The organism is Micromonospora sp. NBC_00617, assembly GCF_045161355.1.
GTDB lineage: Bacteria > Actinomycetota > Actinomycetes > Mycobacteriales > Micromonosporaceae > Micromonospora.
The window spans coordinates 3,527,439-3,548,461 of sequence record NZ_CP107751.1; the positions used below are offsets into that span (position 1 = coordinate 3,527,439).

Genomic DNA, 21,023 nt, shown 5'->3' on the forward strand with positions numbered 1-21,023 from the left:
CACGAGCATGGATGGTCGAGGGTGGCTCCTGGCCGGGGCGGCGGCAGTCCTGCTCCTGGCCGTCCTGGCGTTCTTCACACTGCGGCGCCGTCGCCGTACCCGGGCCGACCGGCCCGCGGAGACCATGCGCCGAGCCCGCCAGGCGATCCGGGCGAGCGGGCACGAGCAGCGCCGCCAGCGCCGTGGCAGTCTGCGCGGCAAGGGGTACGGCGGGGACGACAACCAGGCCGACGACAGTGGCGTCACCAGCGACTCCGGCGACACGCCCTGAGGCCCGCTCCTGCGTCGATGTGACGGGCGGCGGCAATCGGCCAGCGAAGCGGCCCACACCCGGCAGGTGCGGGCCGCTTCAGCGTGCCGCGGGGTCTGCGTCTCGCGCCCGGTGTGGTCGGTGCTCGCCGATTCACGCCTCCACGTCTTCCACCAGCCAAACAACTCCCCCGCCCAGTCGGCCGAACGGCTCGGCACCGTCGATGACCGAGCCGGAGCGAGAGCTGCCTCGGTCAGTGTGGATGCCGATGGCCGCCCGGCAGCAGACGATTGCGCGGCACGGGGCACGCGGATCGTGTCACGAAAGTTGTCGTACACCTGTTCTATTATCGGTCCATGGTGGAGGAGTTGGCGCAGGCGGAGGCGGCGGTCGCCGCGTGCGTCGACGCGCCGGCCTGGGCACTCACCGAGCCCGACCTCGTCGCGGCACTCGACACTGCGCACCGGCTTGAGCAGCGCCTGGCGGCCGTGCAGCTGGCCCTCGTGCGTGAGCTGGACGGTCGCGGCACGGCTCAGGCGCAGGGCGCGTCCTCGACGGCCGTCTGGTTGCGTGACCGGCTACGACTCACGGTCTCCGCCGCCCGCCGGCTGGTCGACCTCGCCGGCGCGCTGGACACCGGAGCGCCGGGGGTGCGCGCCGCTCTGGCCAGCGGCAACATCAGCGTGGAGCAGGCCCGCGTCATCGGCGACACGGTCGGCACCGTGCACACGACCGCAGGCGCCGAGGCCGCCGACAAGGCGGTCGGCGTGCTGGTCGGGTGGGCCGGGCAGTTCGAGCCGGCCCTCCTGCGCAAGCTCGGCACCCGCATCCTCGACCACGTCGCCCCGGAGATCGCCGAAGCCGCCGCCCGGGCCGCGTTGGAGGCCGAGGCCCGCCGCTCCGACCGGGACCGTCACGTCACCCTGTCCGAGTTGTCGGACGGCCGTCTGCGGCTGAGCGGCACTCTGGACGCCGAGGCCGGCGGCCTGCTACGGGCGGCGATCGACCCGCTGACCGCGCCGTCCGGCCCGGACGACGCGCGCAGTCCCGGGCAACGCCGCCACGACGCGCTCGCCGACCTCTGCCGTCTCACCCTGCGCACCGGCGAGCTCCCCGAGCACGGCGGCGAGCCCGCGCAGATCGTCGTCACCACCAGCTTCGACACGTTGGCGCGGCAGCTCGACGCCGGCACCCTCGACACCGGCCCCCGCCTCACCCCGGAAACGGTCCGCCGCCTCGCCTGCGACGCCGCCATCCTGCCCGCCGTGCTCGGCAGCGCCGACCAGGTCCTCGACGTCGGCCGGCAACGCCGCCTCATCACCGGCCCACTCCGCCGCGCCCTCGTGCTGCGCGACCGCGGCTGCGCCTTCCCCGGCTGCGACCGCCCACCCCGCTGGTGCGACGCCCACCACATCCGACACTGGGCCGACGGCGGCGACACCAGCCTCGACAACGCGGTGCTCCTCTGCGGCCACCACCACCGACACGTCCACCACGACGAGTGGACCGTCCGTCTCGGCCGCGACGGTCACCCCGACTTCGTCCCGCCGGCCTGGCTCGACCCCGACCAACTCCCCCGCCGCAACCACTATCACCGGCGGACGTGACCGGAGCCCATCCCGCCAGGCACGAGCCCGGCGTACGACATCGCGCGTGCGTGCCCAACACTGTCGCCCCCCCGGAGGACGGTGTCCGACGGCATCCCTCCAGACGTCCGGCTCATGCCGCATAAGACTCGGTCGCCAGAAGACGGCGGAACGGCAGGCATACCGCGCACCGGCACGTCGCCGGCCTCCAGCGGCATGCCCCGAAGTCCATGCCATCGCGGCCGGGCGGTGTGACAAGCCTCGCGTCGTTCGGGACCGCCAACTCCGCCCGGCCTGCCTAGCGTCGCCACCATGACGGTCAACGGCGACACGTTCGAACGGGCCACCGACAACAACCGGCCCACGCACCACGCCCAGGCCGCCGACGGCGATCCCGCCACCCACAGCGACCGGGTCATCGACCACACCTCGGCCATTGTCATTTCGCGCTGATGCGGGGCGTGTCGCCGCTGCCGCCGTCCGGGCGGCTGCGCACCCTCTCCCTCGCCACGTTGGCGAACACCGTCGGCTCGGGACTGTGGCTGACCGGCGCGGCCATCTATCTCACCCGGGACGTGGGGCTCTCCGCCGCCCAGGTGGGCGTCGGGCTCAGCGTCGCGGGGCTGGTCGGCCTGACCGCCAGCGTGCCGCTCGGCGGTCTGGCCGACCGGCGCGACCCGCGTACGCTGCGGGCCGTCCTCCAGGTGCTCCAGGCGGTCGTCGCGGCAACGTACCTGCTGGTCGGCTCGTTTCCGGTGTTCCTCGTCGTCGCGGTACTCGATCTGCTGCTGGCCTCGGGCAACCTCGCGGTCCGCGCCGCGCTGATCGCCGCCGTCGCCGGCCCGCAGAGTCGGGTGCACGCCTTCGCCACGCTACGGGCGGTGGCGAACCTCGGCACCGGGGTCGGAGCGGGTCTGGCCGGGTTCGCGCTCGCCGCCGACACACACCTGGCGTACCAGATCCTGGTGGCCGGAAACGCGGCCACCTATCTGGTGTCGGCGGCGCTGCTGTTGCGGCTGCCTGCCTGTCCCCCCAACCACGCAGCCCTCGACCGCGCAGCCCTCGACCGCGCAGCCCTCGACCATGCCGGCCCAAACCACGCAGCCCCCGACCATGCTGGCCCCAACCGTGCAGACCCCGACCGCGCCGGCCCCAACCGTGCGGCCCTCGACCGCGCCGGCCCTAACCGCGCAGCCCTCGACCCTGCCGGCCCCAACCGTGCAGCGCCCGACCCTGCCGGCCCCGACCACGCCGGCCCCGACGGCCGCTGCCCGCCGTGGGCGGCCGTTGCGTGACGGCCGTTTCCTCGCGGTGAGCGGCGCGTCGGCAGTGCTCGCCCTGCACCAGACGGTCCTCACGCTGGTGGTGCCGCTCTGGGCGGTGACCGTGGTCGGAGCGCCACCGCCGGTCGTGTCGGCGGTGCTGCTGACCAACACGGTGCTCACCGTCCTGCTGGCGGTGCGGCTGAGCCGGGGCGCGGACACCGCCGCTCCGGCGGCGCGGACGATGCGCCGGGCCGGCATGGTGCTGGCCGCCGCGATGCTGCTGTACGCGGCCACGGCCCGCCTGCCCACCACTGCGGCTGTCGCACTGCTGCTGGTCGCCACCGTCGTCTACACCGCCGGCGACCTATGGCACAGTGCTGGCGGAGCGGAACTCGCCTACGATCTCGCTCCGCCGGACGCGGTCGGCGCCTACCAGGGAGCGGACGGCATGCTGGCCGGTCTGGCCCGTGCCGTCGGCCCCGCCCTGTTGACGCTCGTGGTGCTCGACGGCGGGATGCCCGGCTGGCTGGCCGTCGGCGCGCTCTTCGCCGCGGTGGGCCTCGCCAGCCCCGCGCTCACCCGGTGGGCCCTGGCCAGCCGCCCCGCGACGCCGGGCCGGGCTGGCCGGTGAGCGATGGCCAGCCCTCGACCGCCCGCGACGCCGGGCCGGGCCGGCCCCTGAGCAGTGGCCGGCCCTCGGTGCCGGGCCGGTGAGCGGTGAGCGGCATCCCGGCCGCCCGCCACGCCCCTGACCGACCGGTGGACGCCGACGGCCGCTCCCGCGATGGGCGGGACCGGCCGGCCGGCGTCGTTCGGGACCTGTCAGCCGATCTCCTCGTCGACGAAGCACCAGCGCCAGGCCTCGCCCGGCTGCGCCGAGCGGATCACCGGGTGGCCGGTGGACGCGAAGTGCTTGCTCGCGTGCTGGTTCGGCGACGAGTCGCAGCAGCCGACCTGGCCGCAGCTCAGGCAGGTACGCAGGTGCACCCAGTAGGTGTCGCCGACGGCGACGCAGTCGGCGCACTCGTCGGGGGTGCGCGGCTCGGCGGTGCCGGCCTCGGTCAGGTGCTGACAGCTCACTGCTCGACCTCCTGCCGAAGCAACGACTCTTCCAGGTCCAGGTCACGATAGGCCCGCACCAGCGCCTCCTCAGGAATTCGACCGGCGTCCCGGGCCGCCCGGAACACGTCCCGCTCGGCGTCGATCATCTCTTGTCGCAGCCGACCGTACGCCTGCGACGGGGTTTCCCGCTCGTCGCCGCCGAGCCGCTCCCAGGCCATGTTGGTGCGGTCCTCCTGCACCCGGCGCAGCCGATCCACCACGGACCCCGGTGCGCTCTCGGCCAACTCCTCCAACCGGTCCCGCGCGGCCCTGCTGGCCTGCTGCTGCACTCCGGCGGCCGACAACGCGTCCTGCACCGGGTCGTCCTGGGGCAGCTTCAACCGTCGGGCGACCAGCGGCAGCGTGGCGCCCTGACCGACCAGGGTGACCACGATCACCGCGAAGGCCAACCAGATGAACAGGGCCCGGGGGTACGGCTCGTCGTCGGCCAGGGTCAACGGGAGGGCCAGGGCGGCGGCGAGCGTCACCACGCCCCGCATTCCGGCCCAGCCGATGATGATCGGGACCTTCGGTGACGGGGCCGAATCCCGGCGGCGGATCCGGGGGACCAACCGGGCCAGGTAGGTGGCCGGGAAGAGCCAGACGAAGCGGGTCAAGAAGACGGTGGCGAGCACCGCGAAGGTAATCAGGACGAGCGAGCCGGTCGGCTCGTCGAGCTCGCGCAGCACCTCCCGCAGTTGCAACCCGACCAGGAGGAAGACCAGTCCTTCCAGCAGGAACCGGACCAGCCGCCAGAACGCGCCGACCTGCAACCGGGACGCCGCCGACAGCAGTTGCGGCAGCTTGTGCCCGAGCACCAGACCGGTGACGACCACCGCGACCACGCCGGAGGCGTGCAGGTGCTCGGCGGTGAACACCACCGCGAACGGAATGATCAACGACAGCGCGTTGTCCAGCAGCGGGTCGCTGATCCGCCGGTGCAGGAAGCCGAACACCAACGCCCCGAGCGCCCCGATCAGGATGCCGCCGCCGGTGGACCGCAGCACCTCGAGGCCGATCCTGTCGGTGCCGACGGCCGTGCCGATGGAGGCCATCGTCGCGACCCGCAGCAGCACCAGCGCGGTGGCGTCGTTGACGAGACTCTCCCCCTCCAGGATCGTGACCACCCGGCGGGGCAGGCCGACGCGGCGGGCGACGGCCGTGGCGGCCACGGCGTCCGGCGGGGCGACCACCGCGCCGAGGGCCAGGCAGATCGCGAACGGGACCTGCGGCAGCAACAGGTGCAGCACCACGCCCACCGCGAACGCGGTGAACAGCACCAGGCCCACGGCGAGCAGCAGGATCGGCCGGATGTTGTTCTTGAAAGCCGGCACCGACGTGTCCAGCGCGGCGACGTACAGCAGCGGCGGCAGGATGCCGATCAGCACCAGTTCCGGTTCGAGCTCGATCTGCGGGAAGCCCGGCACGAACGAGAGCGCCAGGCCGAGCACGACCAGCACGATCGGCGCGAGCAGGCCGAGCCGGCGGGCCAGCGCCGCGCCGAGCGTGGCGATCGCCAGGAAGACGACGACCGGAAACAGGCTTTCCATGAAATACGAGCCTAGGGGTCGGGCGAGCGACCCCCGATCAGCCCGCCGGGCGCAGCTTGGGCAGCACCTCGGCGCCGAACGCGTCGATGAACCCGCGCTGCTCCTGCCCCACGTGGTGCAGGGCGATCTGGTCGAAACCGAGCGCCGCGTACTCCTGGAGCCAGCCCACGTGCCGGCCCAGGTCGGCCGAGATGTTCACCACCTGGGCGATCCGCTCGGGCGGCACGTCGGCCGAGACCACGTCGAAATGCTCGACGGTCTCCAGGTCCCAGCAGACCGGTGGGGTGAAGACGTTGCTGCGCCACTGGTCGTACGCGAGCGCCTCGGCCTGCGCCTGCTCGGGCGCCCAGGAGACGTGCACCTGGAGGTGCAGTGGGCCGCGTCCACCGGCGTCCCGGTACGCGTCGATCATCTCGCGCAGGTGCTCCACCGGCGCGTTGACGGTGATCAGCCCGTCGGCCCACTCGGCGCACCAGCGGGCGGTGGCCACGCTGACGGCCGCGCCGACCAGCGCGGGCGGCTCTTCGGGGCGGGTCCACAGGCGGGCCCGGTCCACCCGGACCAGACCGTCGTGGCTGACCTCCTCGCCGGCCAGCAGCGCCCGGATGACGTCCACGCACTCGCGCAGCCGGGCAGCGCGGACGTCCTTGCGCGGCCACGGGTCGCCGGTGATGTGCTCGTTGCTGGCCTCGCCGGTGCCCAGCGCGGCCCAGAACCGGCCCGGGTACATCGCGCCGAGGGTGCCGATCGCCTGCGCGATGATCGCCGGGTGGTAGCGCTGGCCGGGGGCGTTGACCACGCCGAACGACATGCCGGTGGCCTGCAACGCCGAGCCCAGCCAGGACCAGGCGAAGCCGGACTCGCCCTGCCGGGCGCTCCACGGGGAGAAGTGGTCGGAGCACATGGCGGCGTCGAAGCCGGCGCGCTCGGCGTGCATCACCGCCTCCAGCAGGGCGCGGGGAGGGATCTGCTCGTGGGAGGCGTGGAATCCGAACGACGTCATGGGCGCACTTCCTACCCACGGCGTCGTCTGGTGATGCGTACCGCGCCCGAAGCTACTCGGCGTGCGCGCCAGCGCCGGCCGACGCCGCTCCCTCGCCCACCCAGACCGTCTTGGTGTTGCAGAACTCCCGCATGCCCAGCTCGGACAGCTCCCGGCCGTAGCCGGAGTTCTTCACGCCGCCGAACGGCAGCTCCGGGTAGGAGGTGGTCATCCCGTTGATGAAGACGTTGCCGGCGTCCAGGTCGGTGGCGAAGCTCTCCTGCTCGGCCGCGTCCCGGGTCCAGGCGTTCGACCCGAGGCCGAAGCTGGTCCCGTTGGCAACCTCGATCGCCTCGGAGTACGAGGACACCCGGTACAGGCCGGCGACCGGCCCGAAGACCTCCTCGGACCACATCCGCATCTGCGGCGTGAGGTCGGTGACCACCGTCGGCGGGTAGTACCACCCGTCACCGGTGGGCAGCTCGCCGCCGCAGAGCACCGTCGCGCCGTTGTCCGCCGCGTCGCGCACCTGGGCGTGCACCTCGTCGCGACCGCGTTCGCTGGCCAGCGGACCCACGTCGGTGTCCGGGTCCATGGGGTCGCCGACGCGCAGCGCGGTCATGTTCGCGGCGAACTTCTCGGCGAAGGCGTCGAAGACGTCGGTGTGCACGATGAACCGCTTGGCGGCGATGCAGGACTGACCGTTGTTCTGGCAGCGGGCCGTGGTGGCCACCTCGGCGGCGGCGTCGATGTCGGCCGAGGGCATCACCACGAACGGGTCGCTGCCGCCCAGCTCCAGCACGGTCTTCTTCAGCTCCCGGCCGGCGATCTGGGCGATGGAGCGCCCGGCCGCCTCGCTGCCGGTGAGGGTGGCGGCGCGGACCCGGGGGTCGGCGAGGATCCGCTCGACGGCGTCCGAGCCCACCAGCACTGTGGTGAACGCCCCCTCGGGGAAGCCGGCGCGACGGAACACGTCCTCCAGCAGCAGCGCCGTCTGCGGCACGTTCGAGGCGTGCTTGAGCAGGCCGGTGTTGCCGGCCATCAACGCCGGGGCGGCGAAGCGCATCACCTGCCACAGCGGGAAGTTCCACGGCATCACCGCGAGCACCACGCCGATCGGCTGGTAGCGGATGAACGCCCGGGTCGCCTTCACGGCGGCGGCGTCGGCCGGCTGATCGGCGAGGAACGCGGGCGCCTTGTCGGCGTAGAAGCGGGCGGCGGTGGCGCATTTGGTCACCTCGGCCTGCGCCGCGACGTACGTCTTGCCCATCTCCGTGGTCATGATCCGGGCGATCTCGTCGCGCTCGGCGTCCAGCAGGTCGGCGGCGGCGTTCATCCACCGGGCGCGCTGGTCGACGGTGGTGCCGCGCAGCTGCTGGTACGCGAGGTCGGTGCGCTCGATGGCGGCGTCGAGCTGTTCGGTGGACATCGCCTCGTAGGTTTTGAGCACCTGTCCGGTGGTGGGGTTGGTGGTGGCGATGTGGGGCATCTCGTCCTCCTGTCACTCGAACAGCGAGTGTCGTGCGCCTGGCTCCTCGCGGCGGCGAGCGGCGCGGCGTCGCTGGATCACGACCAGGTCGACCACGGCGACGACTGCGAAGATCACGCAGAGCACGCCGAGCCAGGCGAGCCCCGCCCAGAACGCCAGCACCGCGAAGAGCACCATGCTCACCAACCCGAAGCCGGCGAGGGTGAGTCGGAGGTTCAAGGCGCTGTACGCGTGGCCGACCGTGCCACGGGCACGCCGGGGCTGCGATCTCGTCATACCTCCTGAGCTACCCCCGATCGGCGCTGTTAACCGGTAGCCATCGCCCGCGCTGGTGGCGCTTATAGCACTCCCGCAGCTCTTTCGCCGGCACTTGGCCACATACCCGACAGCAACTTCCCGCTCGACCACATCCAGCGCTTAGAGTTACCGCGCTGTTGCTCTGTGCTGCGAGACGGGGGATGTCATGCCTCGACGCTGGGTTGCCGCCCTGGCCTGTCTCGCCGCGCTGGTCGCGCTGGCCTGCGAGGGCGGCACGTCGGCCTCCCCCCGTCCCACGAAGAGCCCGCCGTCGTCCGGCGGGCCCGGCGGCATCGCCGCGCTCGGCGACTCGATCAGCACCGGCTTCGCCTCCTGCCTGGTGCTCACCTCCTGCGAGCGCAACTCCTGGTCGACCGGGGACGGCCTGCGGGTGCAGAGCCACTATCGGCGGCTGCTCGATGAGAATTCCGCGATCCGCGGCAAGGCGTACAACCACGCCCGGCCCGGCGCCCGCGCCGACGCCCTCGAGGGCCAGGCCCAGGCGGCCGTACGCGACCGGGCCGACTACATCACCGTGCTGATCGGCGCCAACGACATCTGCCGGGGCGGGGTGGACGCGATGACCCCGGTGACCCAGTTCCGGGCGGACGTCGACCGGGGCCTGCGGGTGCTGCGGACCGGCCGACCGAAGGCCCGGGTGCTGGTGGTGAGCATCCCCGACCTCTACCGGCTGTGGGAGGTCGGGCACGGCGACGCGCGGGCGGCACGAGCGTGGCGGCGGGGCATCTGCCCGGCGCTGCTGGCCAACGCGACGTCGACGGCGCCCGCCGACAAGGCCCGCCGGGCCGCCGTCCGGGACCGGATCGACGCGTACAACGCGCAGTTGGTGGCGGCCTGCCGGGCGTACGGCTCGCGCTGCCGGCACGACGGCGGCGCGGCGCACAAGGTCCGCTTCACCCTGGACCTGCTCAACCCGCTGGACTGGTTCCACCCCAACGCCACGGGTCAGGACCGGCTGGCCGAGGTGACCTGGCGCTCGTCCGGCCTGGCCGACTGAACCGCCCGAGGGCGGTTCAGGAGCGGCGAGGCTCCGGGACGGCGGTGCCCCGCCGACGGTAGAGCGCCCGGGAGCGCTCGGCCAGGTCCTTGGTGGCGGACGAGTTGGCCCAGGTGCCGAGCACGATCGCCGCACCCGGGACGATTTTGGCGACGAGTCGCTTGGCGGCCCGCACGCCGGCCATCTGGGCCAGCCGGACGCCGAGCTGCACCATGACCCGGCCAAGCGGGCGCTGGCCGCCCAGGCCGAAGAGCGCGTCGGCGCGTTCCCGGCCGGCGGCCACCCCGAGCGCCAGGCGGGCGCTCTCGGCGACCTTGTGCACCCGTTGGAGCACGAGCAGGTCGGTGGCCCGGTCGCTGTGCAGCGGGTCGACGTCGTACGCGGCGGCGATGTGCAGGACCATGCGCGCCTGGGTCCAGGCCAGCACGCCGACGTCGAGGACGGCCCCGGGCAGCCCGGCCGCTCCGGAGACCGCCCCGGACAGGCGAGCCAGGTTGACGAACTTGCGGGCCGCCTGGTCGGCCAGGACGTCGGACGAGACGCCGGGGTGCTCGCTGCGGGCGCGGGCGGCCCACTGCGCGGCCTCGGGCCCGAGCCGGCGCACCGCCTCCAGGGCGAGGTGCTCCGGGGCGTACTGCGGATCGTCGCGCATCCGGTCCCAGAGTCGGGCCGGCGGCCCCTCGGGCGCGGCCACCGGCACGGCCGGCAGGCCGGCCGACGGCTCGGGCGTGGGCGCGGCGGGCTGACCGCTGGCGGGCGGGGTGTCGGTCACCGGGTCTCCCCAGGGGTGGGTACGGGCAGGATGGCCGGTGGCGCGGTCAGCGACGGCGGTTGGACAGTCGCGCCGCCAACCCCTTGAGCTTCTGCTGGTTGCCGGGCTTGGCCAGCTCGCGCCGCCCCCGGTCCACCAGCTGCTGACCCTTGGGCGATCTCAGGAAGGTGCTGATCCGCTGCATCAAAGACATGACGTCCTCCTGTCGATGATCCCTGCATCATGTGTACCCCGAACCCGCAACGGATGTACCCGGGACGCGACAGGGTCAACCCTCACCGTCCACAGTGGTCGGTAGGCTACCGCCCCGCCGGCACGATGGCGTCGACGACCCGGGTGGCCCGCCACTCGTGCTGCTGGTAGTGCTCGGGGTATGCGGAGACCTGCACCGCCTGCGCGGCGTCGGTGAGTCGCATCTGCTGCCAGCCGGGCACCTGTTCCAGTGCGTTGAGGAACTGCCGGGTGGCGAACTCGGGGTCCATCAGCCGGCCGACCGGACCCCAGCCGCTGCTGGAGCGCTGCTGGAACAGACCGACCGAGTCGTGGTCCCAGCCGATTCCCTGGTGCGGGTAGTCCTGCGACTCCGGCAGTACGCCGCTGGCGACGTTGTAGAGGTTGCTCTCCTGCATGGCGGTCGCCACCGCGATGACCAGGCCACGGCGCGGGACGCCCATCTTGCGTCCGGTGCGGACGATCGCCTCGGCGTTCTCCATCTGGTCGTCGTCCAGGCCGGCGACCGGCGCCGGGTCGGTCGGCTGCGCCGGGGCGACCTTGGGGGCACGTGAGGTGGTGTCCGGGTCGGCGGAGGCCGCGGAGGCGGACGGGGTGGCAGAAGGGGTGGCGGCGCGGTCGAGAGAGCGGGACGCGCGCTGCTGCTCGGCGCGCTGCGCCAGTTCGGCGCTGCTGGCGCGCGAGTCGGCCCGCGTCGCCGCGCCGGCGGTCTCGTCGCGGACCTGCGCGACGGCGGCCAGAGCCAGGCAGCAGACCACGCCGGTGGCGAGGGCCACCTGGGCGCGGCGTCGACCGGTCAGGTCGCGGGCGTACGCCCGAAGCCGAGTCGCGGCGGTTGTCCGTTCAGCTGAGGTGCCTTCCTCCATTTCGGTAGTGGGGCCGCTCGGGGCGTACGGGTCGTCGAGGGTGCCGTCGTCACGCATCAACCGAGGCTAGGCAGGCCGAAACCCCGATCACGCACTGTGATCACGTGGCCCTCGCCACAGAATCGGGGTCCTCGGGTGGACGAGCGGGGCGGCTCGACCTGCCCGGGGAAGGGACCTCGCGTACCGGAGAAAACCGGCGCGGCACGTGGGCCGGCACGGACGGCGACAGGGACGGACATCGGGCCGCGAGGACCGACATGATCGACGAAATCGGCCTTTGAGCCGAACCGCCCATCGGCCGATCGGCGTAATCGGGTGGTTCGTCCGATCACGCCCAGCCGGCGGTCGGCGGATCGCCCGACGCAGGAATGCGCCAGGATGGCGGGTACGTTGCCGGAATCGGGTGCCGTCCACCGTGTCGGCATCCGCTCAGGCACATTCCAGGGAGGTCCGCACCGGTGCTCGACCCACACGAGCTCTATCAGCTCACCGACGACCTGCCCGAGCTCGGGCAACCGGTCCTGGTCCAGGCCCTGACCGGGTTCGTGGACGCTGGCAACGCCAGCCGGCTGGCCCGCGAGCAGCTGCTCACCTCGCTCGAGGGCCGACCGATCGCCACCTTCGACGTGGACCAGCTCTTCGACTACCGCTCCCGACGACCGGTGATGACCTTCGTCGAGGACCACTGGGAGAGCTTCGACGCCCCCAAGCTGGAGCTGCACCTGCTGAACGACGACGACGAGACACCCTTTCTGCTGCTCACCGGCCCCGAGCCGGACCTGCAGTGGGAGCGGTTCATCGCCGCCGTCGCGGGGCTCGCCGCCCGCTTGGACGTACGGCTCACCGTCGGGCTCAACTCGATCCCGATGGCGGTGCCACACACCCGGCCGACCGGCGTGACCGCCCACGCCACCCGTCCGGAGTTGATCAGCGGGTACGAGCCCTGGCTGCAACGGGTCCAGGTGCCCGGCAGCGTCGGTCACCTGCTGGAGTTCCGCCTCGGCGAGCAGGGCCGCGACGCGCTCGGGTTCGCCGCGCACGTGCCGCACTATGTGGCGCAGACCGAGTACCCGGCCGCCGCCGAGGTGCTGCTGAGCGCGGTGTCGCGCAGCACGGGGCTGCTGCTGCCCGGCGACGGGCTGCGCTCGGCCGCCGAGGTGGTCCGGGTGGAAATCGACCGGCAGGTCGCCCAGACCGAGGACGCCGCCGCCCTGGTCCAGGCCCTGGAGGAGCAGTACGACGCGTTCGCCCGCGGACGCGGCGAGCGGAACCTGCTCGCCCCCGACGCCGGTCCGCTGCCCACCGCCGACGAGCTCGGCGCGGAGCTGGAACGGTTCCTGGCCGAACAGACCCGTCCCGGCGACACCCCGGGCAGCTGACCCGGCGACACGGCAGCGGATGCGGCAGGGTGGAGCCATGCGCTTGGCGACCTGGAACGTGAACTCGGTGAAGGCCCGGCTGCCCCGGCTGTTGGAATGGCTGGCCGGCACCGGGCCCGACGTCGTCTGCCTGCAGGAGACGAAGTGTCCGGACGGCGCCTTCCCGGTGGCCGAGGTGGGCGAGCTGGGCTACACCGTGGCCAGCCACAGCGACGGCCGCTGGAACGGGGTGGCGATCCTGTCCCGGGTCGGCCTGGGCGACGTCCGCGTCGGCTTCGCGGGTGAGCCGGGCTTTCCGGCACCGGAGGCCCGCGCGATCTCCGCCACCTGTGACGGGCTGCGGGTGTGGTCGGTGTACGTGCCCAACGGCCGCACGCCGGACGACCCGCACTACGCGTACAAGCTGGCCTGGTTCGCGGCGCTGCGCGACGCGTTGGAGGCGGAGCTGGCCGGCGGCCTGCCGCTGGCCGTCTGCGGCGACTTCAACGTCGCACCGACCGACGCGGACGTCTGGGATCCGGCGATCTTCACCCACTCGACGCACGTCACCCCGGCCGAGCGGGCCGCCCTGGCCGCGCTGCGCGACCTCGGGCTCAGCGACGTGGTGCCGACGCCGATGAAGGGGCCGCACCCGTTCACCTACTGGGACTACCGCGCCGGGATGTTCCACCAGAACAAGGGCATGCGGATCGACCTGGTGTACGCCTCGGCCCCGTTCACGCGGGCGGTCCGCGCGGCGTACGTGGACCGGGAGGCCCGCAAGGGCAAGGGCCCCTCCGATCACGCCCCGATCGTCATCGACGCGGATCTGGTCCCCGCCGTCGAGACGTTCTGAGCGCCGGCGCTGGCTAGGGTGGGCAGATGGCAGTCGTGAAGATCAACGCAATCGAGGTTCCGCCGGGCGCCGGCCCCGAGTTGGAGAAGCGGTTCGCGGCGCGGGCCGGCGCGGTGCAGAACTCCCCCGGCTTCCTCGGCTTCGAACTGCTCCGCCCGGTGGCCGGGGAGACCCGCTACTTCGTCTACACCAGGTGGGAGAGCGAGGAGGCGTACCAGGCCTGGGCATCCGGCCCCTCGCGCGCGGCACACGCCGCCGCCCCCGGCGACAAGCCCCGCCCGCCGGTCTCCAGCGGCGCCAGCCTCCTGGAGTTCGAGGTGGCCCTGCACGTCCCCCAGTCCTGACCACCTGCCGACGATCCTGGGCTCGGCGGAACCACGCCCGGGCGGCGACCTGCGCTGATAGCGTCCGGCCGTGTTCGACGGGTTCGAGGAGTTCGACATCCCCACGGCCGGCGCGACGATCCACGGACGCCGGGGCGGCAGCGGGCCACCCGTTCTGCTCCTGCACGGCATCCCCGAGACGCACCTCATGTGGCACAAGGTCGCGCCCCGGCTCGCCGAGCACTTCACCGTCGTCGCCACCGACCTGCGGGGCTGGGGCGACAGCGGCACACCGCCGAGCATGAGCCGTACCGCATGCGCGCCATCGCCCGCGACCAGATCGAGGTGATGCGGCACCTGGGTCATGACCGGTTCCACCTGGTCGGCCGTGCGCGGCGGGCCGGTGCCGGTCGGGCACTTCATCCCGGAGGAGGCCCCCGACGAGACGGTGCGCCAACTCCTGGACTTCCTGCGCTGACTCGCCGCGGTTGCTCGACTCGGCTTCGGGGAGGTGGGGGTGTCAGCGCCGCCGGGACACCCCGACTCCGCCGATCTCGTCTGGATCATGCCGAGCCCGGCCGGGATCACGGCTTCCGGGACGACTGGAGGGTGGCGAAGGCGATCACGTTGTCGGCGTAGCCGGTGCGACCGCCGATGAACTGGCCGCCGCAGGTGATCAATCGCAGGCCGGCGGGGCCGTCGTGGCCGTAGATCCGCTCGGCGGGCAGCCGGTCCTTCGGGAAGTGCTCGACGGTGTCGACCTTGAACACCACCGTCGACCGGTCCGCACGGGCCACCTCGATCAGGTCACCCGGCTGCAGCTTGCCCAGGTCGTAGAAGACCGACGGACCGTTCTTGGTGTCCACGTGCCCGACGATGACCGCCGGACCGGGCTCGCCGGGCGTCGGCCCACGGTCGTACCAGCCGGTCTCGTTGTGCCGTTCCAGCGGCGGTACGGCGATCGTGCCGTCCCGCGCCTGCCCGACGGGCGCCACCGGCGCCGCCACCTTGATCGCCGGGACGGTGAGCCGCACCGGGCGACTGGCCGACAACCCGACCGTCTCGCTGCGGGGCGGGCGGTCACCGCCCGCCGGCGCCCAGTCGAACGGGCCCACCGAGCGGCCCAGCCCCGCCCCGGTGGCGAAGACCCCCGCCAGCACCAGCACCACAGCCAACGGCACCGACCAGGGGCTACGGCCCGACGGACGGCTGCGCCGAGGAGCGACGGCGGTCGGCGGACGGGCGGCCACCGGCGGACGGTCGGCGACCGTTGCTCGGTCGGCGGGGACTCGCGAATCGCGCACCGGAGGCGAGCCAGCGTGCGGCTCTGCGCCGTCGGGCGACCACGAACCGGCGGGCGGGCCCGAGCCCGTGGGCGGGCGGGAGCCGGCGGGGGGTGGCGTGGGGCGGAAGATCTCCATGGCGGGCTCAGCGGCGCGCGACGCCACGGACGGTACGGGGCCGACGCAGGGCCATCACGGCGAAGATCAGCCCGGTGATGGTGAGCGCCGCACCGCCGGGCAGCAGCAGCCTGTCGCTCATCCCCCCGGCGCTGCCACCGAAGCCGGTGGCCGGGCCTCGGCTGGGTTGGGGGGACGGCACCTTCTTGACCACCTGGAGCATTGTCGACGCGGTCTCGCCGTCGCGGCACTCCAGCTTGACCCGGTAGTTGCCGGGGCGGGTGCGCTCGCGCACCATCGGCGCGGCGGTGAGCACGCCGCGCTGCGGTTGCACGCCGACCGCGCCGAACGCGTCGGAGACGACGGTGGCGCCCACCGAGTTGTCCCGACAGCTGGCCCGGATGCCGACCAGGTAACCGGGCTGCACCGTGCTGGGGCTCACCTCGACGAAGACGTCCACCGGCGGAGCGGGCTGGGGTGCGCCTCCGGGTTGACCCTCGGGCTGACCCCCGGGCGCGACAAGCACGAGCGGGCGGGCGACGGGCACGAGACCAGCGGAGACGAGCGCACCGGGCGCGGCGGCAACGAAGACGAGGGCAGCCGGCGCGGCGAGGACCGACGCGGCGGCCACGGGACCGCCGGCCGCGGGGGCGGCGTGCGCGGGGGCGGCGGCCAGCAGGGGGCCGGCGAGCACGGTCACCACCGACAGGGTCACGCCGCCGCGGGTCACTGCCACGGTGCCCCCTCTCGACGCCGTAGGACCGCGCCGGGCAGCGGACCGCCCGGCCTGCCGTACCAGATCGATCCTCTCATTACCGGTCGCACATCACATCCGATCCGCGGACGACGTCGCGTACGCTCGGGTCGCTGTGACCACCACCGACCCGGACCCCGCCACCGTCCCGCCCGCCGGCCGGACGATCCGCACCTTCCACCCCCGCCGGGGCCGGATGAGCGGCCGCCAGACCGACGCACTGGAGCGGCTCTGGTCGTCCTACGGCTTGGACGTGTCGGACGAGCCCGTCGACCTGACCGCCCTGTTCGGCCGCCGGGCCCCGGTGGTGCTGGAGATCGGCTCGGGCATGGGCGACAGCACCGCCACGATGGCCGCCGCCGACCCGGGTCGAGATTATCTGGCGGTCGAGGTGCACACGCCGGGAATCGCCAACCTGCTCGACCTGGTGGACCGCGGTGACCTCGGCAACGTGCGGGTGGCTCAGGGCGACGCGTTGGAGCTGGTCAGCGGCCTGCCGGAGGGCGTCCTGGACGCCGTACACATCTTCTTCCCCGACCCTTGGCCGAAGGCCCGCCACCACAAGCGGCGGATCATCCAGCCGGCGCACGTGGCGCTGCTGCGCTCCCGGTTGGTGCCCGGCGGGACGCTGCACTGCGCGACCGACTGGGCCGAGTACGCCGAGGCGATGCGGGAGACCCTGGACGCGGACCCGGGGCTCGTCGACGCGTACGGCGGCTTCGCGCCGCGCCCGGCCCACCGCCCGGTGACGAAGTTCGAGCGGCGGGCGATCACCGCCGGGCGGCCGGTCGCCGACCTGATCTACCGCCACCGGTAAGGAAGGGCCCCCTGTTAACGCCTGGCGTTGTAAAGGGGGCCCTTCCTTACGCCTTGAGCGAGTCGCGCGACAACCCGGTTGGCGCGAACGGTCATGATCCAGGCACCATGGACGGGATATGACGCTCACCGCCGCGCTGCCGACAAGCGCCGACCCCGACACCCTCTTCGACGCGTTCGCCGGTTGGGCGAAGGAGCGCGGCCTCGACCTCTACCCCCATCAGGAGGAGGCGGTCATCGAGATCGTCTCCGGCGCCAACCTGATCATGAACACGCCCACCGGCTCAGGTAAGAGCCTGGTGGCGATCGCGGCGCACTTCGCGGCCCTCGCGGACAGCCGGACGACCTTCTACACCGCGCCGATCAAGGCCCTGGTGTCGGAGAAGTTCTTCGCGCTCTGCGAGGTCTTCGGCGCCGAGAACGTCGGCATGCTCACCGGCGACGCCAGCGTCAACGCCGACGCCCCGATCATCTGCTGCACCGCGGAGATCCTGGCCAACCTCGCCCTGCGCGAGGGCGCCAAGGCCGACGTCGGCCAGGTGATCATGGATGAGTTCCACTTCTACGCCGAGCCGGACCGGGGTTGGGCCTGGCAGGTGCCGATCATCGAGCTGCCGCAGGCCCAGTTCGTCCTGATGTCCGCCACCCTGGGGGACACCACCCGCTTCGTCGACGACCTGACCCGACGCACCGGGCGGGCGACCGCCGTCGTGCGCTCGGCGGAGCGGCCGGTCCCGCTGATCTTCTCGTACGCGATGACCCCGCTGCACGAGACGCTCGAAGAGCTGCTGGAGACCAAGCAGGCCCCGGTGTACGTCGTGCACTTCACCCAGGCCGCCGCGCTGGAACGCGCCCAGGCGCTGATGAGCGTGAACGTCTGCACCCGCGCCGAGAAGGACATGATCGCCCAGGCGATCGGCGGTTTCCGGTTCACCTCCGGCTTCGGCAAGACGCTGTCCCGGTTGGTCCGGCACGGCATCGGCGTGCACCACGCCGGCATGCTGCCCAAGTACCGCCGGCTCGTGGAGACCCTCGCGCAGGCCGGCCTGCTCAAGGTCATCTGCGGCACCGACACCCTCGGCGTCGGCATCAACGTGCCGATCCGCACCGTGCTGTTCACCGGCCTGTCCAAGTACGACGGGGTGCGGACCCGGCTGCTCAAGAACCGCGAGTTCCACCAGATCGCCGGGCGGGCCGGTCGGGCCGGCTACGACACCATCGGCCGGGTCGTGGTGCAGGCCCCCGAGCACGTCATCGACAACGAGAAAGCCCTCGCGAAGGCCGGCGACGACCCGAAGAAGCGGCGCAAGGTGGTCCGCAAGAAGCCGCCGGAGGGGTCGATCGGCTGGGGTCGGCCCACCTTCGACCGGCTGGTCGACGCCGAGCCGGAGCCGCTGACCTCCAGTTTCCAGGTCAGCCACTCGATGCTGCTCAACGTCATCGGCCGCCCCGGTGACGCCTTCACGGCGATGCGGCACCTGCTCACCGACAACCACGAGGAGCCGGCCGCCCAGCGCCGGCACATCCGCCGGGCCATCGCCATCTACCGGGCCCTGCGCGCCGGCGGGGTGGTCGAGGAGCTGCCCGAGCCCGACGAGACCGGCCGGCGGATCCGGCTCACCGTCGACCTCCAGCTCGACTTCGCCCTCAACCAGCCGCTCTCCCCCCTCGCCCTGGCCACCATCGAACTGCTCGACGCCGAGTCCCCGTCGTACGCGCTCGACGTGCTCAGCGTGATCGAGTCGATCCTCGACGACCCCCGGCAGATCCTGTCCGCGCAGCAGTTCAAGGCGCGCGGCGAGGCGGTCGCCGCGATGAAGGCCGAGGGCATCGAGTACGAGGCCCGCATCGAGCTCCTCGACGAGGTGACCCACCCGAAGCCCCTCGCCGAGCTGCTGGAGGCCGCGTACGAGATGTACCGGCAGGGCCACCCGTGGGTCGCCGACCACCAGCTCTCCCCCAAGGCCGTGGTCCGCGACATGTACGAGCGGGCCATGACCTTCACCGAGTACGTGCAGTTCTACGGGCTGACCCGCTCGGAGGGGCTGGTCCTGCGCTATCTGGCCGACGCGTACAAGACGCTGCGCCAGACCGTGCCCGAGGACGCCAAGACCGAGGAGTTGATCGACCTCATCGAGTGGTTGGGCGAGCTGGTCCGCCAGGTCGACTCCAGCCTCATCGACGAGTGGGAGCGGCTGCGCAACCCGTCCGACGTGGCCGAGGTGGCCCAGGCGCACGCCGCGCTGACCGACCGGCCACCCGCGGTGACCCGCAACGCGCGGGCGTTCCGGGTGCTGGTGCGCAACGCGCTGTTCCGCCGCGTCGAGCTGGCCGCGCTACGCCGCTGGGACCTGCTTGCCGAGCTGGACGCCGAGGACGGCTGGGACTACGACGCGTGGGCCGACGCCCTCGCGCCGTACTTCGAGGAGTACGACTCGATCGGCGTCGGGCCGGACGCCCGGGGGCCTTCACTGCTCATGATCGAGCAGGGCCGGGAGCGGTGGACCGTCCGGCAGAGCTTCGACGACCCCAACGGCGACCACGACTGGGGCATCAGCGCGGAGATCGACCTGGTGGCCTCCGACGAGGTCGGCGCCGCGGTCGTCCGGATCACGGACGTCGGCCAGCTCTGACGCCCGCCATCACCCGGCCTGGGCGGCAGCCTTGATCCGGCGCACCGCCTCGACGGCACCCTCGTTCCAGGGGGTGCCGTGGCCGGGGAGGATCCACGTCGCCCGCAGGTCCTCGATGCGGGCCAGCGAGGCGAGTGCCAGGGCCGGGTCGTCGGTGAACGGCGCCGGCTGCGGGCCCGACCGGCCGGTCAGCACGTGTCGGGTGGTGAGCGCGTCGCCGACGAACACGGCGTCGGCGATCGGCACGTGCACGGCGATGCTGCCCGGCGAGTGGCCGGGCATCCCGATGACGCGCGGAGCGCCGGGCAGGTCGAGCACCTGACCGTCCCGCACGGTGATCACCTCGCTGAGGTACGTCGTGCGCAGCCCACCCTTGCGGCCCGCGTACATCAGGAAGCTGGCCACGGCACCCACCTTGAAGGTCCCGAAGGGCGCCTTGGACTTGATCTCGCCGCGGGCTCGGGCGGCGTCCGCCTCGTGCACGTAGACCGGTACGCCGTGGTCGCGCCGGAACCGCTCGGCGAAGCCGATGTGGTCGGTGTCGCCGTGGGTGAGGATCAGACCTCGGACGTCGGCGAGCGAGCGACCCATGGCGGACAACTCCGCCAGCAGCTCCGGCCAGTGACCGGAGAGGCCGGCGTCCACGACGGTCACGCCCTCGTCGGTCTCGACGAGGTACGCGGCGACGATGTCGTTGCCGATGCGGTGCAGGTGCGGCCCGAGCTTCATGACTTCCTCCGAGGTGACGTCGTTCCCTGATAGCTACGATACATAGCCATGATGCCTAAGGGCTATAGCTATGATGGGTGACGAACGTCGCCCACCCCCGGAAGGAACACGCATGCCGACTCCCGACCGGACGTCCCTCGCCGACATCGTCGCGGCCGCCCGCCAGATCCTGGAGTCCGAAGGGCTTCCGGGCCTGACCATGCAGGCGGTCGCCCAGCGGGTCGGCGTCCGCGCCCCCTCGCTGTACAAACGGGTCCGCAACCGTGACGACCTCATCCGGCTCGTCACCGAAGCAGCAGTGCACGACCTCGGCGAGCAGCTCGGCGCCGTAGCCGGCAGCGGCGATCCGGGCCGAGACCTCGCCGAGCTGGCCCACGCCTTCCGCGCGTTCGCCCACGCCCAACCCGCGGGCTACCACCTGATCTTCGCCACCGGCCCCGCAGACACCAGGCCCAGTCTCGACATCCTCACCCGGGCGAGCGCCCCCGCCCTGCGCCTCGCCGCGGAACTCGCCGGGCCCGAGCACGCCCTGTCGGCCGCGCGCCTGTTCACCGCCTGGGCGAACGGCTTCATCAGCATGGAACTGGCGGGTGCCTTCAACCTTGGTGGCGACCTCGACGAGGCCTTCGCGTTCGGCATCGACCGCCTGACCGCCGCCCTGACGACCCTGGACACACCCCGCGCCGGGTGAGGGTCGGCCGGCAGCGCAGGTCCTCCGGAAACCGCACATCTCCGGACCCCGGATTC

At 72.8% G+C, this 21,023-nt stretch carries 24 protein-coding genes; 13 read left to right on the forward strand and 11 right to left on the reverse strand.

The annotated features are described in order from the left end of the window. Nucleotides 1–7 precede the first annotated feature (7 nt). From OG505_RS16140 to OG505_RS16160, 5 genes are all read left to right on the forward strand, one after another. Nucleotides 8–271: a hypothetical protein gene (locus OG505_RS16140; protein WP_405434222.1), complete on the forward strand. Its 264-nt coding sequence runs from the start codon at nt 8–10 to the stop codon at nt 269–271. Between the two features lie 335 nt (nt 272–606). Further along, on the forward strand, nt 607–1,857 hold the full coding sequence (locus OG505_RS16145) for a DUF222 domain-containing protein (RefSeq protein ID WP_405434223.1): 1,251 nt from the start codon (nt 607–609) through the stop codon (nt 1,855–1,857). A 291-nt stretch (nt 1,858–2,148) separates the two neighbouring features. Continuing rightward, a complete protein-coding gene (locus tag OG505_RS16150) occupies nt 2,149–2,289 on the forward strand; it encodes a hypothetical protein (RefSeq protein WP_405434224.1) in 141 nt (46 codons plus the stop codon). Further along, complete coding sequence (locus OG505_RS16155) at nt 2,289–3,131, forward strand: MFS transporter (RefSeq protein ID WP_405434225.1); 843 nt, start codon at nt 2,289–2,291, stop codon at nt 3,129–3,131. Before OG505_RS16150 ends, OG505_RS16155 begins: the two co-directional genes overlap by 1 nt. Beyond that, nucleotides 3,124–3,732 carry a hypothetical protein gene (locus OG505_RS16160; RefSeq protein ID WP_405434227.1) on the forward strand — a complete coding sequence of 203 codons (609 nt, stop codon included), beginning with the start codon at nt 3,124–3,126 and terminating at the stop codon, nt 3,730–3,732. The genes OG505_RS16155 and OG505_RS16160 overlap by 8 nt, the downstream gene beginning before the upstream one ends. 191 nt (nt 3,733–3,923) lie before the next feature. Here OG505_RS16160 and OG505_RS16165 read toward each other — a convergent pair whose 3' ends face one another. The 5 genes from OG505_RS16165 to OG505_RS16185 are packed head-to-tail and all read right to left on the reverse strand — an operon-like array spanning nt 3,924 to nt 8,499. Continuing rightward, on the reverse strand, nt 3,924–4,181 hold the full coding sequence (locus OG505_RS16165) for a UBP-type zinc finger domain-containing protein (RefSeq protein WP_405434229.1): 258 nt from the start codon (nt 4,179–4,181) through the stop codon (nt 3,924–3,926). After that, on the reverse strand, nt 4,178–5,752 hold the full coding sequence (locus OG505_RS16170) for a Na+/H+ antiporter (protein WP_405434230.1): 1,575 nt from the start codon (nt 5,750–5,752) through the stop codon (nt 4,178–4,180). The genes OG505_RS16165 and OG505_RS16170 overlap by 4 nt, the downstream gene beginning before the upstream one ends. 37 nt (nt 5,753–5,789) lie before the next feature. Beyond that, complete coding sequence (locus OG505_RS16175; RefSeq protein ID WP_405434231.1) at nt 5,790–6,755, reverse strand: TIGR03885 family FMN-dependent LLM class oxidoreductase; 966 nt, start codon at nt 6,753–6,755, stop codon at nt 5,790–5,792. Nucleotides 6,756–6,807: 52 nt separating this feature from the next. Beyond that, nucleotides 6,808–8,223, reverse strand: coding sequence for an NADP-dependent succinic semialdehyde dehydrogenase (locus OG505_RS16180; protein ID WP_405434233.1), 1,416 nt, complete (start codon nt 8,221–8,223; stop codon nt 6,808–6,810). 12 nt (nt 8,224–8,235) lie between these two features. Continuing rightward, entirely contained in the window at nt 8,236–8,499 is a 264-nt protein-coding gene (locus tag OG505_RS16185; RefSeq protein ID WP_405434235.1) for a DUF6343 family protein, read from the reverse strand. A 187-nt stretch (nt 8,500–8,686) separates the two neighbouring features. On the opposite strand from OG505_RS16185, the gene OG505_RS16190 reads away from it, so the two are divergent. Further along, complete coding sequence (locus tag OG505_RS16190) at nt 8,687–9,538, forward strand: GDSL-type esterase/lipase family protein (RefSeq protein ID WP_405434237.1); 852 nt, start codon at nt 8,687–8,689, stop codon at nt 9,536–9,538. A 16-nt stretch (nt 9,539–9,554) separates the two neighbouring features. On the opposite strand, the gene OG505_RS16195 is transcribed toward OG505_RS16190, so the two are convergent. The 3 genes from OG505_RS16195 to OG505_RS16205 all read right to left on the reverse strand — a co-directional run bounded on the left by OG505_RS16195 (nt 9,555) and on the right by OG505_RS16205 (nt 11,464). Continuing rightward, nucleotides 9,555–10,310, reverse strand: a complete 756-nt coding sequence (locus tag OG505_RS16195) for an EcsC family protein (RefSeq protein ID WP_405434238.1) — start codon at nt 10,308–10,310, stop codon at nt 9,555–9,557. Nucleotides 10,311–10,356: 46 nt separating this feature from the next. Next, a complete protein-coding gene (locus OG505_RS16200; protein ID WP_355595714.1) occupies nt 10,357–10,503 on the reverse strand; it encodes a hypothetical protein in 147 nt (48 codons plus the stop codon). Nucleotides 10,504–10,609: 106 nt separating this feature from the next. Then, nucleotides 10,610–11,464, reverse strand: coding sequence for a peptidase M23 (locus OG505_RS16205; protein ID WP_405434239.1), 855 nt, complete (start codon nt 11,462–11,464; stop codon nt 10,610–10,612). Between the two features lie 401 nt (nt 11,465–11,865). Between OG505_RS16205 and OG505_RS16210 the strand changes: the two genes are divergently transcribed. The 4 genes from OG505_RS16210 (at nt 11,866) to OG505_RS16225 (ending at nt 14,293) form a co-directional block, all read left to right on the forward strand. After that, nucleotides 11,866–12,786 (forward strand): proteasome assembly chaperone family protein, encoded by a 921-nt coding sequence (locus OG505_RS16210; protein ID WP_405434241.1) that lies wholly within the window; start codon nt 11,866–11,868, stop codon nt 12,784–12,786. A gap of 37 nt (nt 12,787–12,823) precedes the next feature. After that, on the forward strand, nt 12,824–13,621 hold the full coding sequence (locus tag OG505_RS16215; protein ID WP_405434242.1) for an exodeoxyribonuclease III: 798 nt from the start codon (nt 12,824–12,826) through the stop codon (nt 13,619–13,621). A gap of 26 nt (nt 13,622–13,647) precedes the next feature. Beyond that, complete coding sequence (locus tag OG505_RS16220; protein ID WP_405434243.1) at nt 13,648–13,965, forward strand: antibiotic biosynthesis monooxygenase family protein; 318 nt, start codon at nt 13,648–13,650, stop codon at nt 13,963–13,965. Between the two features lie 70 nt (nt 13,966–14,035). Beyond that, nucleotides 14,036–14,293 (forward strand): alpha/beta fold hydrolase, encoded by a 258-nt coding sequence (locus OG505_RS16225; RefSeq protein WP_405434244.1) that lies wholly within the window; start codon nt 14,036–14,038, stop codon nt 14,291–14,293. A 235-nt stretch (nt 14,294–14,528) separates the two neighbouring features. Here OG505_RS16225 and OG505_RS16230 read toward each other — a convergent pair whose 3' ends face one another. Together OG505_RS16230 and OG505_RS16235 are read right to left on the reverse strand one after the other, a co-directional pair. Continuing rightward, nucleotides 14,529–15,194, reverse strand: a complete 666-nt coding sequence (locus OG505_RS16230) for a class F sortase (RefSeq protein ID WP_405434246.1) — start codon at nt 15,192–15,194, stop codon at nt 14,529–14,531. Nucleotides 15,195–15,372: 178 nt separating this feature from the next. Further along, the gene (locus tag OG505_RS16235) at nt 15,373–16,074 is read right to left on the reverse strand and encodes a hypothetical protein (protein WP_405434536.1); all 702 of its coding nucleotides are present in this window, start codon (nt 16,072–16,074) and stop codon (nt 15,373–15,375) included. Between the two features lie 139 nt (nt 16,075–16,213). Here OG505_RS16235 and trmB point away from each other — a divergent pair, with 139 nt between their 5' ends. Then, on the forward strand, nt 16,214–16,915 hold the full coding sequence (trmB, locus tag OG505_RS16240) for a tRNA (guanosine(46)-N7)-methyltransferase TrmB (RefSeq protein ID WP_405434247.1): 702 nt from the start codon (nt 16,214–16,216) through the stop codon (nt 16,913–16,915). Between the two features lie 118 nt (nt 16,916–17,033). Next, nucleotides 17,034–19,547 carry a DEAD/DEAH box helicase gene (locus OG505_RS16245; protein ID WP_405434248.1) on the forward strand — a complete coding sequence of 838 codons (2,514 nt, stop codon included), beginning with the start codon at nt 17,034–17,036 and terminating at the stop codon, nt 19,545–19,547. A 9-nt stretch (nt 19,548–19,556) separates the two neighbouring features. Here OG505_RS16245 and OG505_RS16250 read toward each other — a convergent pair whose 3' ends face one another. After that, nucleotides 19,557–20,276 (reverse strand): MBL fold metallo-hydrolase, encoded by a 720-nt coding sequence (locus OG505_RS16250; protein WP_405434249.1) that lies wholly within the window; start codon nt 20,274–20,276, stop codon nt 19,557–19,559. A 112-nt stretch (nt 20,277–20,388) separates the two neighbouring features. Between OG505_RS16250 and OG505_RS16255 the strand changes: the two genes are divergently transcribed. After that, a complete protein-coding gene (locus OG505_RS16255; protein ID WP_405434250.1) occupies nt 20,389–20,967 on the forward strand; it encodes a TetR/AcrR family transcriptional regulator in 579 nt (192 codons plus the stop codon). Nucleotides 20,968–21,023: the final 56 nt, after the last annotated feature.